Genomic DNA, 14838 nt, shown 5'->3' with positions numbered 1-14838 from the left:
TATGAAAAAGACTCAAATTAGTGTAAATGCTGATTTGAGTCTTTTTGTTTATAAATTTATAGATATAAAATTTTGATGATATAATAAATTTGCAGTTTAGATGATTAAATTTTATAATATAGTTTAATCTATATTGGAGGTTAGATGAAATATGGGATATATAATCAAGCGAATTTTTAACGCATTTATTGTTTTATGGATAGTTATAACGATAACTTTTTTTCTAATGCATGCTATACCAGGAGGGCCTTTTACGGCAGAAAAATCTTTACCTCCATATGTATTACATAGTATAGAAGAAAGATATAAATTAAATGATCCTTTATATAAGCAGTATGGTGATTATTTATGCAATTTAGTACAAGGCGATTTAGGACCATCATTTAAATATCCAGGTCGTAGTGTAAATGATATCATCAAAGACGGTTTTCCAGTATCATTTAAATTGGGTATAGAAGCAATTTTAATAGCAATTATCATCGGTATACCAGCGGGAATATTAGCAGGTGTGAAAAAAGATAAATGGCAAGATAGGGCAGTTAATTTTTTTACGACTTTAGGTGTTGCTGTGCCTAGTTTTGTTGTGGCGGCATTACTTATATATGTATTATCGACAAAATTACATTTATTGCCGGCTGCTATGTGGAATGGTTGGCGATATGAAATCATGCCAGCTTTAGCTTTATCAGGAATGCCAATGTCATTTATCGCTAGATTGACGCGTTCTAGTATGTTGGATATTTTATCACAAGATTATATAAAAACAGCGAGAGCCAAAGGTTTATCATGGAGCAGAGTCTTGATAAAACACGCTTTGCCCAATTCATTAATTCCTGTAGTAACTTATTTAGGACCAATGACAGCTAGTATTTTGACAGGTAGCTTCGTCATTGAAACTATTTTTGCGATACCAGGATTGGGGCAATATTTTGTAACTAGTATTTATAATCGAGATTATACTGTAATTTTAGGTGTAACAATTTTTTATAGTGTGATTGTAATTGTTTTAAATATGGTAGTGGATTTACTTTATCCATTATTAGACCCACGCATTAAAATCGGTGAAGAAAAAGGTGAATGAAGATGATAAATAAAGATTTATTTGTTCCTTTAGAGCGAGAAATTTTGCAGGTGCAAAAAAAAGAAGAAACTTTGGGATATTGGCAAGATGCGTGGATTAGATTAAAGAAAAATAAAATGGCTTTGTTGGGATTAATTATTATCGTATGCTTGATAGTTGTAGCTATTTTGGGCCCTATTTTTTCTAGCCATACTTATGATGAACAGAATTTGATGATGACGAATAGTTCTCCAAGTTGGGAGCATTGGTTTGGTACGGATAATTTGGGGAGAGATATTTTTATTCGCGTGTTATATGGTGCGAGAATTTCTCTAGCTATTGGTATAGTGGCTAGTTTATTAAATCTTTTTATTGGTGTAATCTATGGCGGAATAGCAGGTTTTTGCGGTGGCAAGATTGACCGCATAATGATGAATATTGTCGATATTTTATATAGTGTACCGACTTTGTTATATGTGATTTTATTGATGGTAATTTTAAAACCGGGACTTATAAATATTTTTATTGCTTTAGGTATTGGTTATTGGCTACAAATGGCAAGAATTGTGCGTGGTCAAATTTTATCGATGAAGGAACAAGAATTTATTTTGGCAGCTAGAACAATAGGTGTATCGAAAAAAAGAATTTTATTTAGACATTTATTGCCAAATGCTATGGGTGCAATCATTGTAACAATGACATTAGCTATTCCTGATGCAATATTTACAGAAGCTTTTTTGAGTTTTATCGGACTTGGTGTTTCTGCACCGATGGCTAGTTGGGGCGTTTTAGCGTCAGAGGGCGTAAATAATTTGCGTGCATATCCTTTTCAATTATTTTTTCCAGCAGTAGCTATCAGTGTCACTATGTTGGCTTTTAACTTTTTAGGTGATGGTCTGCGAGATGTTTTAGACCCTAAGATGCGTCGTTAAAATAGTGAAGAAATGAGTGTTTATCATGGAAGAAAATAAAGAAATTTTACAAGTAAAAGATTTAGCAGTTGCTTTTCAAACTTATCGAGGAAAAGTAAAAGCAGTACGCAATGTCAGCTTTGATTTAAAAAGAGGACAAGCTTTGGGAATAGTGGGCGAGTCAGGCTGTGGAAAATCAGTGACGGCTCATGCTATCATGGGTTTGTTGCCTAAGGAAAATAGTATTATTGAAAATGGTCAGATTTTATGGCAAGGTCAAGATTTAGTCAATTTTCAAGATGAAGATTTAGCCAAAATTCGTGGCAATAAAATTGCGATGATATTCCAAGACCCGATGACATCTTTAAATCCTGTACTTACGATTGGTATGCAGATAAAAGAAGTTTTGTTTTTGCATAAACAATTATCGGATAAAGAAGCGACAGAAAAAGCTGTAGAATTATTAAATTTAGTAGGGATACCATTTGCCCAAAAAAGATTAAAAGATTATCCCCATCAATTCAGTGGCGGTATGCGTCAACGTGTGATGATTGCAATGGCACTTGCCTGTGAGCCAGAATTATTGATAGCAGATGAGCCAACAACAGCTCTTGATGTAACTGTGCAGGCACAAATTTTAGATTTATTGAAATCCTTACAAGAAAAATTGAATATGTCCATCATTATGATATCGCATGATTTAGGGGTTATTGCCAATATTTGCGATGAAGTAGCAGTTATGTATGCAGGGCAAATTGTAGAAAAAGCAAATGTTGATGATTTGTTTTATCATGCACATCACCCTTATACGAGAGGCTTATTAAAATCTTTACCTCATTTAAATTTAAATAAAGAAGATAAATTATATGTGATCGATGGACAGCCACCAGATTTAAAAGAAAGTATTGATTATTGTCCATTTGTCAAACGCTGTACAAAAGCAATGAAAATTTGTATGCAGTTGATGCCAGAAAAGACACAATTAAATAAAGATCATTATGTAAAATGTTGGTTGGAGCATGAATTTGCACCCAAAGAGAATAGGAAGGAATTTTGATGAATTTATTAGAAGTCAAAAATCTACATAAAGATTTTGTAGTGAAGCGTTCTTTTTGGGGAAGACCAAAACAGATTTTGAAAGCAGTAAATGATGTCAGTTTTTCTATAGAAGAGGGAAAAACATTAGGTCTTGTAGGTGAGTCAGGCTGTGGAAAATCAACTACAGGCAGGACTATTATCGGATTGTATAAACCGACAAAAGGCAAAATCATATTTGCAGGCAAAGATATTTCACAAAATAAAGAGATGACAAAAGATATTCAAATGATATTTCAAGATCCATATGCTTCATTAAATCCAAGAATGACAGTGGCAGATATCATTGAAGAGCCTTTGCTTGTGCATAATTTATATACAGATAAAAAACAAAGACAAGAGCGTATCTATGAATTGTTGGAATTAGTGGGATTGAGTAAAGAGCAGGCAAACCGTTTTCCTCATGAATTCAGTGGTGGACAAAGACAGCGTATCGGTATAGCTAGAGCACTTGCTTGTGAACCTAAACTGATTATTTGCGATGAGCCGATTTCGGCACTTGATGTATCTATTCAAGCACAAGTCGTAAATTTGCTAGAAAAATTACAGCATGAATTAGGTTTGACATATTTATTTATCGCTCATGATTTAGCTATGGTGCGTTATATCAGCCAAAAAGTAGCAGTTATGTATCTAGGGCAAATTGTAGAACTTGCTGATACAGAAGCTTTATATACAAATCCTCTACACCCATATACAAAAGCTTTGTTATCTTCAATTCCATTGCCAGATCCACAAAAAGAAAAACATAAACAGCGAATTATCTTGCAAGGTGAATTGCCAAGTCCGTTAAATCCGCCAAAAGGTTGTCCATTCAATACGCGTTGCCCAAAAGCTAAAGAAATTTGCGGACAGAAATTACCTGAAATGAAAATGATAAATAACAGATATGTACGTTGTCATCTTTATGATGAATAAGTAAAAAGCACTATAGTTTTTATGCTATAGTGCTTTTTTGTAGTATAGATAGATAAAATAAATTATTTTTTTTCGTTTAATTCAAAGATGATATCGCGAATTTGAGCAGCTCGTTCAAATTCTAAGTTGCGAGAAGCTTCTTGCATTTCTTTAGTTAAAGAAAGAATTAATTTCTTCTTTTCTTTAGCAGTCATTTTCAATTTTTTCTTTGGTTTTTCAGCATCATAACTTGCTTTTTCTTCTGCAACCATAGTAGTCTCAATGAGATTTTTTATTTTCTTTTGAATTGTCTTCGGTGTTATATGATGTTCTTGATTATATTTATCTTGGACTTCTCGACGACGCATAGTTTCATCAATGGCTTTTTGCATAGAATCGGTGATGCGGTCGGCGTACATGATTACTTTACCATGAGCATTTCTAGCAGCACGACCGATTGTCTGAATGAGAGATGTCTCTGAACGCAAGAAGCCTTCTTTATCAGCATCTAAGATAGCTACTAAAGAAACTTCTGGCATATCTAATCCTTCACGCAATAAGTTAATCCCTACGAGTACATCAAATTTTCCTAAACGCAAATCGCGAATGATTTCTGCTCTTTCAATAGTGGCAATATCAGAATGAAGATAACGAACTTTGATACCCATTTCTTTTAAATAATCAGTGAGATTTTCAGCCATTTTTTTAGTTAAAGTAGTGATGAGCACGCGTTCATTTTTCTTAGTGCGGATTTTTATTTCTCCAAGTAAATCGTCCATTTGCCCTTCAAGTGGGCGAATTTCTATTTCAGGATCTAATAAACCTGTTGGGCGGATTATCTGTTCTACTACTTGATTTGCTTGTGCTAATTCAAATGGTGCTGGTGTAGCAGAAACATAGATTATCTGATTGATATGATCGAGAAATTCTTCAAAGCGTAAAGGGCGATTATCAAAGGCAGAAGGCAGACGAAAACCATTAGCAACAAGTGATTCTTTGCGTGAGCGGTCGCCTGCATACATGGCTTTTATCTGGGGTATAGTAACATGAGATTCATCAATGACGATTAAAAAATCATCAGGGAAATAATCAAGAAGTGTATAAGGAGCTTCACCAGCTTTTCTGCCTGTCAAATGGCGTGAATAATTTTCGATGCCAGAGCAATATCCCATTTCTTCCATAGTTTCTAAATCATAATTTGTGCGTTGTTTTAAACGTTGAGCTTCTAAGAGTTTATTATCATCTTCAAGGATTTTTAATTGCTGTTGAAGCTCTTCTTGTATGGAGTCGATAGCTTCTTTCATATGTTCTTTAGAAGTTACATAGTGAGAAGCAGGGTAAATTAAAATATGTTTGCGTTGACCATAGACTTCACCAGTTAGAGTATCTACTTCTAAAATGCGGTCGACTTCATCACCAAAAAGTTCAATGCGGATGGCTCTATCACTATAACCAGCAGGAAAAATTTCAATGACATCGCCACGAACACGGAATTTACCACGGTCAAAATTTATATCATTGCGTTCATATTGAATAGAAACCAATTTTCGTAAAATATCATCACGAGGATATTCTTGACCTTCGCGCACAGATAAGACTAAATCATAATAATCTTCTGGTGAACCTAAGCCATAGATACAAGATACACTAGCAACAATGATGACATCACGACGTTCAAATAAAGAACAAGTTGCAGAATGGCGAAGTTTATCGATTTCATCATTGATGGAAGAATCTTTTTCGATATAAGTATCTGTTTGGGCAATATAAGCTTCTGGTTGGTAATAATCATAGTAACTGACAAAATATTCTACAGCGTTATGCGGAAAAAATTCTTTAAACTCACTAGCTAACTGTGCAGCTAGCGTTTTGTTATGAGCAATAACGAGTGTAGGTTTTTGGACTTTTTCAATTAATTTAGCAATAGTAAAAGTCTTTCCTGTACCTGTAGCACCTAATAAAACTTGCGATGTTTGACCATTTTGAATGCCTTGAGCTAGAGCTTCAATCGCTTGAGGTTGGTCGCCTGTAGGTTCAAAAGGTGCTTCTACTTTAAAGGAAATTTTATTTTCAGTTTGTAATGTATTTAATTTTGGTATGTGTACCATAAAATCATCTCACTTATAATATTAATATTTAGCTTTAATGATAAATGGAGAAGAATATTTTTTCAATATCATGATATAATTATTTTAATAAATTAAGAAAAGAGGTTATAAAAGTGATTTTTGGCAATATTAAATACGCAGATAAATATGATTTTTTGACAGAAAAAATAAAAGCTTGTTTCACTTATGCAAAAGAACATGATTTAGCTACATATGAAAAAGGTAGTTATAAAATAAATGGCGATGAGTTTTTTGTTAATATCGAAAACTATGCTACAGTAAAACGTGAAGAGCGTTTTTGGGAAGCACATAAAAAATATATTGATGTGCATGTGATTATTGAAGGTAAAGAAAGTATTGATGTGAACTTTTGCGATGATATGCAAATAAAATCATTTGATGAAAATCGCGATTTTGTGGAATTAACAGGTGAAGAAAAAGCTACTGTTAACTTAATCAACAAAGGTGATTTTTTAATTTGTTATCCAGAAGATGCTCATCGCACTGCTATTATTTGTCAACAAAGTCAAACTATAAAAAAAGCTATCTTTAAAATCAAATTATAAGAAAAAAATAGCATGCTTAGGATAATACTTAAGCATGCTATACGCATAATAATAAAACAATATAATGATTAGTTTGGAATTTTGAGCAATGATTACCTTATGTTTGCTGAAGACATAAAGTAAAACCGATAAATAAAAAACCCCTTTTCGCTTTGAAAAGAGGTGAATAGACGAATTGAGTAAATTTAAAAATTTACTGTCTAATCTCCTCCCCATCGCTCGCAGGTATGGCAATTAAAATAAATCAATTGCACACGGTGATTGTTAATCAGGCAGTTCTCCTGACTCGAGTTCATTACTATATCCAAGCCTTCCCAGTTTCCCAGTGACATATTTTGGATAAGTTCCCTCATACAGTGGCGGGACCGTTTCAGATTAGTGAATAATCACGTACTGAATTCCCTATTAAGTCCAAATGGACACCTGATTCATTGAACTATATTCAGTTCTTTTTTAGAATATCACTATATAGAATTTGTGTCAATACTCTATATAAAATAATTATCTTAAAATTATTTTAATTTATCGTTGACAAATATATAAAATAAAAAGTATAATAAAGGCGACAAGTTGATAATGAAACCTTATAGGTGCATATTTATGCTTAATAGGGAAGACGGTTAAAATCCGGCACGGTCCCGCCGCTGTAAAGAGGAGCAAACTTCATGAATGTCACTGGGAAACTGGGAAGGCGAAGTGAGCAATGATACTGAGTCAGAAGAACTGCCTATAAGAAGCATCGTCGTTTGACCTGCGAGAGACGGGGAGAGATGTAGTAGAATGTATATGTTTTTTATACATGTAAATTCTGATTATAATTTTCTACCGTTTTTCATATATTGTTTATGAAAAGCGGTTTTTCTGTTTATAGAGATAATCCATGAAGATGGCTCATGATTATCTTAAGCAAGTGCCATCGATGTATCATATTAATTTGTTGTAAATTATGTTTAATTTACTGAAAAATTTAATCATTATTATGATTAGCATAAATGCTTGAATAATTTAATAAAAATGGTAAATAATATTTGGGGAATATATATTACCAATCCAGCCATCACTAAATTTAGTGATGGCTTTTTTATAAATTTTATATTTAATATCTAGGTAGGAGGAACTCGAACCATTTATTAGATATATAAGAGTATTTATTAACTATTCAATAATAGTATTAAATTATCCCCTTAAATGAAAATGCAGAAGTAGAGAAGGGAAATTATTATATATGGAACAAGATAAAACACTTGGCGAAGAAATTCGACAAGAAGAACAACAAGAACAAGATATTCCTGCTGTTACTTTTGATGAGTTTGAAATTCCTTCATATGAAGAATGGAAAGAAGCTGTAGTGGTATTATTAAAGGGAAAACCTTTTGAAAAAAGTATGTTTACTAAAACTTATGAAGGTATTACATTAAACCCTATTTATCGTATGGAAGATTTGGAAGGGTTAACTCATAATAAGACTTATCCAGGAATGGAAAGTAATTTACGTGGAGCTAATGCTAGTGGTTATATACATAAACCATGGACAATAGCTCAAAAGTGTGATGCTAAAACTCCTAGTGAAGCCAATGAAATGGTAAAATATGAATTATTAAAAGGTTCAACAGCTGCAAGTGTAGTTTTGGATACAGCAACACGTAAAGGTTATGATGTAGATACAGCTAATAAAGAAGAAATCGCAGATATTGGTGTTTCTTTATCGACTTTATCAGATGTAAATAAATTATTAGATGATGTTGATTTAGAAAAATTTGAAATTGATATTTATGCAGGTGCTTCTAATATAGCATTACTTTCTGCTGTTGCAGTGGTGTGTGAACAGAAAAAATTATCACTAAAAAAACTTCATGGTGCTATTACAGCAGATCCTATTGGAGAATTAGCTTTAGATGGAAAGCTTACACGACCTCTTGATGAATATTATGATGAAATGGCTCATAGTATTTGTTGGGCAGAAAAATTTGCACCAGAATTAAAGACTGTAGTAGTAAATACAGATGTTTATCACAATGGTGGTGCAAATGATATCCAAGAAGTAGCATATGCCATGAATGAAGCTGTAACATATATGAAATCTATGGAACGACGTGGCATTGATGTGAATACTTTTTGTCGTCATTTACGTTTTCATTTTAGTATAGGTGCAAATTTTTTTATGGAAATTGCTAAATTACGCAGTGTGAAAATGATTTGGGCTCAAATTGTTAAAAATTGTGGTGGAGATGATATAGCTCAAAAAATTAATGTATATGTAAGTACATCGTCTTTTTGTCAAACAGTATATGATCCTTATGTAAATTTACTTCGTGCAGCTACACAATCATTTTCTGCTGTTGTTGGTGGTATGGATGGTATGTTTGTAAAGCCATTTGACCATTGTATACGTCCTAGTGATGAATTTTCTCGTCGTATTGCACGAAATATTCAAATTATGGAGCAACATGAATTTAATTTTATTCAACCAATAGACCCTGCTGGTGGTAGTTGGTATCTTGAACCATTGACAGAAGAGTTTACTCAAAAGGCTTGGGCAAAATTTCAAGAAATTGAAGCTCATGGTGGTTTAATAAAAGCTTTAGAAAATAATACTGTACAGATAGCTATTAATGAAGTATTACAAGCTCGTTTTAAAAATTTAGCAACAAGAAAAGATCGTGCTGTTGGTAATAATATGTATCCAAATATGACTGAAAAATTATTGGAAGTACCAGAAATTGATTTTGATAAAATTATAGCAGATAGAAAAATGGCACTTAAAGTTAATGTAAAAGTACGTGATAATGATTATGTTAAATTATTATTATCGGAAATTAGTAAACGTGATTTTAGTGAACATGGTTCATTAATAAATACAGTTAAACAGACTATTAAAGCGGGTGCCACTTTAGGTGAAATATCTACAGCACTTACAGGAGAGGCGACAGGTGAAGTTATAGAAGCTATTTTGCCACATCGCTGGACTGAAAGATATGAACAACTTCGTCATCGCACAGAAAAGTATCTAGAAAAAACAGGGGAAAATGTAAATATTTTCCTTGCTAATATGGGACCTATTCCACAGCATAAAGCACGTGCAGATTTTGTTACTTCATTTATGCAAGTAGCAGCATTTAATGTACTTACTAATAATGGTTTTCCAACAGTAGAAGAAGCTGTACAAGCAGCTATTGATTCAAATGCTGATGTAGCTATTGTTTGTTCTACAGATTCAACTTATTCAGAACTCGCACCAGCTGTTACTTCTGGTATTAAGGCTGTAAAACCTAGTATGAAAGTTTTTTTAGCAGGTGCACCAACACCAGAATTAAAAAAAGCATGCGATGAAGCGGGTATGGACGATTATATAAGTGTTCGTTCTAATTGCTATGAAACTTTACTTCGTATGCAAAAAGAAAAGGGGATGATTGAATAATGTCTAAAATACCAGATTTTACACAAATTCCTTTTCAGCAAGCAATACAGAGTGAGGTCGCTTTTGCTAAATGGAAAGAAAGTTTAAAAGCAGAAACTGGAAAATCTTTTGAGGAAAATTTTTATCGCACTATGGAGCAAATAGATGTAGCACCACTTTATGATGAAAATGTTTATAAAGATTGTAATCATTTAGATTTTGTAGCAGGTATTCCACCATTTTTGCGTGGTCCATATGCAACTATGTATGTAACAAGACCATGGACAGTACGACAATATGCAGGTTTTTCTACAGCAGAAGAATCAAATGCTTTTTATCGTAGAAATCTTGCAGCTGGGCAAAAAGGTTTATCTATTGCTTTTGACTTAGCAACACATAGAGGCTATGATTCAGACCATCCTCGTGTAGTAGGAGATGTTGGTAAAGCAGGAGTAGCAGTTGACTCTATTTTAGATATGGAAATATTATTTAAAGGCATTCCACTTGATCAGATGTCAGTATCCATGACTATGAATGGTGCAGTACTTCCTATCATGGCTTTTTATATTTTGGCTGGTGAAGAACAAGGTGTAGATAAAGCTGTTATGGCAGGTACTATTCAAAATGATATTTTAAAAGAGTTCATGGTACGTAATACTTATATTTATCCACCAGCAGCTTCAATGAGAATTATTGGTGATATTTTTGAGTATACTTCTAAATATATGCCTAAATTTAATAGTATATCTATTTCTGGTTATCATATGCAAGAAGCAGGTGCAACAGCAGATATTGAATTAGGTTATACATTAGCTGATGGTCTTGAATATTTGCGTACAGGTACAGAACATGGATTAACCATTGACCAATTTGCACCACGATTATCTTTCTTTTGGGCTATGGGGAAAAATTATTTCATGGAAATTGCTAAAATGCGTGCTGGTCGTATGCTTTGGGCTAAAATTGTCAATTCTTTTCATCCTAAAAAGACAAAATCTATGGCTTTACGTACACATTCTCAGACTTCTGGTTGGAGTCTTACAGAACAAGATCCATTTAATAATATTACTCGAACTTGTATTGAAGCTATGGCAGCAGCTCTTGGTCATACACAATCTTTACACACAAATGCACTAGATGAAGCTATAGCTCTTCCTACAGACTTTTCAGCTCGTATTGCTCGTAATACGCAATTATACATTCAAGATGAAACTAAAGTATGTAAGGTAATTGACCCATGGGGTGGTTCGTATTATGTAGAATTTTTAACAAATCAACTCATTAAAAAAGCTTGGGCACATATTCAAGAAATTGAAGCTCTCGGCGGTATGTCTAAAGCAATTGATACAGGTCTGCCTAAAATGCGTATAGAAGAAGCAGCAGCACGTCGTCAAGCTCATATTGATTCTGGTAGTGAAAAAATTGTTGGCGTAAATTATCTTCGCTTAGATAAAGAAGATCCACTTGATATTTTAGAAGTTGATAATACAGCAGTTCGTTTAGCTCAGATTGAAAGACTTAAAAAATTACGTGCAAATCGTGATAATGACAAAGTTCGTTCTTGTCTTGAAGCTATCACTCGTTCTATGGAAACAGGTGAAGGTAACTTATTAGAATTAGCTGTAGAAGCAGCAAGAGCACGTGCATCTAAAGGTGAAATTTCTGATGCAGTAGAAAAAGTTTGTGGTAGACATAAAGCAATTATTCGTTCTATATCTGGTGTATATAGTAGTGAATTTAGTGATGATGATGTTATTAAAGAAGTTCGTGATATGACAGATAAGTTTGAAGTGGAATATGGTCGTCGTCCTCGTATCTATATTGCTAAAATGGGACAAGATGGTCATGATCGTGGAGCAAAAGTAATTGCTACTGCTTTTGCTGATATGGGTTATGATGTTGATATTGGTCCATTATTCCAAACACCAGAAGAAGCTGCTCAAGATGCTGTTGATAATGATGTGCATATTGTAGGTATGAGTTCCTTGGCAGCTGGTCATAAAACTTTAATGCCACAACTCATTGAAGAATTGAAAAAACGTGGTCGTGAAGATATTATGGTAGTAATTGGTGGGGTAATACCTGCTCAAGATTATGATTTCTTATATGAACATGGTGCTGCTGCCATTTTTGGACCAGGTACGATAATTCCTGTTTGTGCAAAAAAAGTATTGGAGCTTCTTAACAAACGTCTGGAGGACTAATGTTATGACTGATACGTATAAGCCTTCATGGAGACCTGATAATAATGATGATAAATTTGCCTGTAGAGTTATGCGAGGTGTAGAAGGTGGACATGATGGTATGAGTGAACAAAATAAAACTGAACATCATGTAAATAAACCTAAAATAGTTAAACGAGTAAAATTAACAGTAGATGATTATGTTAAAGGTATTTTAGCTGGAAATCGTATGATTTTATCAAGAGCTATTACTTTAATTGAAAGTAATGCAAGTGTACATTTTGCTATGGCACAAGAAGTAATTCAAAAAATTTTACCCTATACTGGAAAATCTATGCGAATTGGAATTACAGGTGTACCAGGTGCAGGTAAATCTACTTTAATTGAAGCTTTAGGAACTAAATTATGTCAACAAGGGCATAAAGTAGCAGTATTGGCAGTAGACCCATCTAGTACAGTTACACGTGGTAGTATCTTAGGGGATAAAACTAGAATGGAGCAGTTATCAAGAGAGCCAAATGCTTTTATTCGACCATCACCATCTGGAGGTACTTTGGGAGGATTAACACGTAAAAGTAGAGAAACATTACTTTTATGTGAAGCTGCTGGTTATGATACAATCTTAGTGGAAACGGTAGGCGTAGGACAAAGTGAAACGACAGTACGTTCTATGGTAGATTTTTTCCTTTTAGTTGTATTAACAGGTGCTGGTGATGAATTACAGGGCATGAAAAAAGGTGTTATGGAATTAGCTGACGCTATTTTAGTAAATAAAGCTGATGGAGATAATAAGCAAAGAGCATTGGTGACTCGTGCAGAATATGAACGTATTTTGCAATTTTTGCGACAAGCAACAGAGCACTGGACTACACATGCTTATACTTGTTCAGCATATACAGGTGAAGGAATTATGGATTTTTGGCAAAATGTTGTGAAAGTTTTTATGAAACAAGGTTTTGCTAATGGTGTTTTGAAGGAACGTCGAAAACAACAAACGATTTCTTGGGTGTATACTATGATAGAAGAACATTTGCATAATTTATTTTATCGTTGTCCAGAGATTATAAAAAACAAAGGAAAAATTGAAGAAGATGTAATTAATGGAAAATTATCTGCAACACTAGCAGTGCAACAGTTGATAGATAAATTTGCTAATGCTGATATTAATGAAAATAGTTTAAGAAACTTATCTCCATTTGATTTAAAATGAATAATAAAGGCGTATCCTTAGGGATTACGCCTTTATTTATAAATGAAGAAAGGATTTTTAAGATATGGATTATAAATTACCAAAAGGTTATGTTGATTTAATTGAGAAAAAATATAATTTAAAAGTATTAGATAATCATTATATTTTAGTAGATAAAAATTTTCAAAGATATAATATGATGATTGATGTACAGTTTAATGATAAAATGTTAAAAGTTTTTAAAGAAAAATATGCACAGGAAAAATCAAAAAACCATGTAGCTTGGGAAGAAAGAAAACAAACAAAAAGTATTCGTTTTTATGCAGAAGTAGGTAATAATATTTTATTATTATGGGATTCTTTACAAGAAAAATAAAAATAACCACTATCTAGCCCAATTTTTTATTAGATAGTGGTTATTTTTATATAATAAGAAGGTGAATATCTATGATAATTGATATTGAAAATTGGAGAAGTATACATAAGTTTAAGCAGAATAAGTAACAAAAGATTTAATTAAAAAATTTTAGAAGCTGGACGATAAGCTCCTTCTGCTAAGAATAGACAACCATGGTATTTTATAGTGGTTATGGATAAATCAAAACAAGAATGTATGCAGATTTTAAATTAAGGAATAACTAGGGAATTAATGCAATCATTATTACCTAATTATGTTAACTATATCAATAGTGCTCAAAATAGTTTTAAAATTATGCAAGAAGCTACAGTACTTATTTTTGTAATAAATACATCATCTAAAGAATATAGAAAATTCTTGAGTTTTGAGGAACATATTGCTGAAATTTGTGATATTCAAGCAATATGTGCAAGTATTGAAAATATGTTATTAACTGTTAACAATTTAAGATTAGGAAGTTTATGGATAGGAGATATTTTCTTTGTATATCCAGAATTAAAACATTGGTTAAATAAAAAGGGTGAAATAATAGATTATATTGCATTATTGGGTTATGCTGATGAAAAACCTGTAGTTAGACCACGAAAAGATTTTGATAAAATTGTTCAATGACGTGAATAAATATAACCACTATTATAGTATAATGTTAAAGATATAATTTCATACTAAATAGTGGTTTTATTTATTTAAATCATTTTTATTAAGATTATTCCTATGAGCATAGTTATTAAACCGATAATACCTAAAGGTTTAATGCGTAGACCGAAAAATAATTTATCAATAATTGTAGTTAATAGTAAACCACAAGCACCAAATAAGGCATAAGCAATGCTTAAATCCATGATGCTAATAACGTAAGCTAAACATAAAAACGCAAATCCGACTAAACTGATTGCCAAAAATCCATATAATTTATATTTAAATCCTTGAGACTTTTTTAGACAAATATTAGCCAATACCTGAACCTCCCACGACTAAAGTCGCAGGGTTCTCGGTCAAGTATTCTAACGAATA

12 protein-coding genes and 2 riboswitches are annotated in these 14838 nt (G+C 32.8%); of the genes, 10 read left to right on the top strand and 2 right to left on the bottom strand.

What is annotated here, in order from left to right; genetic code table 11:
* Positions 1 to 151 precede the first annotated feature (151 nt).
* The 4 genes from Q5I67_RS07060 to Q5I67_RS07045 are packed head-to-tail and all read left to right on the top strand — an operon-like array spanning position 152 to position 3984.
* A complete protein-coding gene (locus tag Q5I67_RS07060) occupies positions 152 to 1081 on the top strand; it encodes an ABC transporter permease (protein ID WP_118035378.1) in 930 nt (309 codons plus the stop codon).
* A complete protein-coding gene (locus Q5I67_RS07055; RefSeq protein WP_302486855.1) occupies positions 1078 to 1992 on the top strand; it encodes an ABC transporter permease in 915 nt (304 codons plus the stop codon). The genes Q5I67_RS07060 and Q5I67_RS07055 overlap by 4 nt, the downstream gene beginning before the upstream one ends.
* A 25-nt stretch (positions 1993 to 2017) precedes the next feature.
* Positions 2018 to 3028, top strand: coding sequence for an ABC transporter ATP-binding protein (locus tag Q5I67_RS07050; protein ID WP_302486854.1), 1011 nt, complete (start codon positions 2018 to 2020; stop codon positions 3026 to 3028).
* Positions 3028 to 3984: an ABC transporter ATP-binding protein gene (locus tag Q5I67_RS07045; RefSeq protein WP_302486853.1), complete on the top strand. Its 957-nt coding sequence runs from the start codon at positions 3028 to 3030 to the stop codon at positions 3982 to 3984. Before Q5I67_RS07050 ends, Q5I67_RS07045 begins: the two co-directional genes overlap by 1 nt.
* A gap of 62 nt (positions 3985 to 4046) precedes the next feature.
* Here Q5I67_RS07045 and uvrB read toward each other — a convergent pair whose 3' ends face one another.
* Positions 4047 to 6071 (bottom strand): excinuclease ABC subunit UvrB, encoded by a 2025-nt coding sequence (gene uvrB / locus Q5I67_RS07040; RefSeq protein WP_302486852.1) that lies wholly within the window; start codon positions 6069 to 6071, stop codon positions 4047 to 4049.
* A gap of 113 nt (positions 6072 to 6184) precedes the next feature.
* Between uvrB and Q5I67_RS07035 the strand changes: the two genes are divergently transcribed.
* The 6 genes from Q5I67_RS07035 to Q5I67_RS07010 all read left to right on the top strand — a co-directional run bounded on the left by Q5I67_RS07035 (position 6185) and on the right by Q5I67_RS07010 (position 14436).
* Positions 6185 to 6637: a YhcH/YjgK/YiaL family protein gene (locus Q5I67_RS07035; RefSeq protein ID WP_302486851.1), complete on the top strand. Its 453-nt coding sequence runs from the start codon at positions 6185 to 6187 to the stop codon at positions 6635 to 6637.
* A gap of 253 nt (positions 6638 to 6890) precedes the next feature.
* A riboswitch (cobalamin riboswitch) is annotated at positions 6891 to 7079 on the bottom strand.
* Positions 7080 to 7208: 129 nt separating this feature from the next.
* A riboswitch (cobalamin riboswitch) is annotated at positions 7209 to 7383 on the top strand.
* A gap of 479 nt (positions 7384 to 7862) precedes the next feature.
* On the top strand, positions 7863 to 10055 hold the full coding sequence (locus Q5I67_RS07030; protein WP_302486850.1) for a methylmalonyl-CoA mutase family protein: 2193 nt from the start codon (positions 7863 to 7865) through the stop codon (positions 10053 to 10055).
* Complete coding sequence (gene scpA, locus Q5I67_RS07025) at positions 10055 to 12238, top strand: methylmalonyl-CoA mutase (protein WP_008538331.1); 2184 nt, start codon at positions 10055 to 10057, stop codon at positions 12236 to 12238. The genes Q5I67_RS07030 and scpA overlap by 1 nt, the downstream gene beginning before the upstream one ends.
* A gap of 4 nt (positions 12239 to 12242) precedes the next feature.
* The gene (meaB, locus tag Q5I67_RS07020; protein ID WP_018998956.1) at positions 12243 to 13427 is read left to right on the top strand and encodes a methylmalonyl Co-A mutase-associated GTPase MeaB; all 1185 of its coding nucleotides are present in this window, start codon (positions 12243 to 12245) and stop codon (positions 13425 to 13427) included.
* A gap of 64 nt (positions 13428 to 13491) precedes the next feature.
* Entirely contained in the window at positions 13492 to 13782 is a 291-nt protein-coding gene (locus Q5I67_RS07015) for a hypothetical protein (protein ID WP_018998955.1), read from the top strand.
* A 273-nt stretch (positions 13783 to 14055) separates the two neighbouring features.
* A complete protein-coding gene (locus Q5I67_RS07010) occupies positions 14056 to 14436 on the top strand; it encodes a nitroreductase family protein (RefSeq protein ID WP_302486849.1) in 381 nt (126 codons plus the stop codon).
* A 74-nt stretch (positions 14437 to 14510) separates the two neighbouring features.
* Here the strand turns inward: Q5I67_RS07010 and Q5I67_RS07005 are convergent, their stop codons facing one another.
* Positions 14511 to 14780: an SMR family transporter gene (locus Q5I67_RS07005; protein WP_302486848.1), complete on the bottom strand. Its 270-nt coding sequence runs from the start codon at positions 14778 to 14780 to the stop codon at positions 14511 to 14513.
* Between the last annotated feature and the right edge of the window lie 58 nt (positions 14781 to 14838).

Source organism: uncultured Megamonas sp. (assembly GCF_958438645.1).
GTDB lineage: Bacteria > Bacillota > Negativicutes > Selenomonadales > Selenomonadaceae > Megamonas.
The sequence above is the reverse complement of the archived record's forward strand: the minus strand, read 5'-3'. Positions and strand labels throughout refer to the sequence as shown.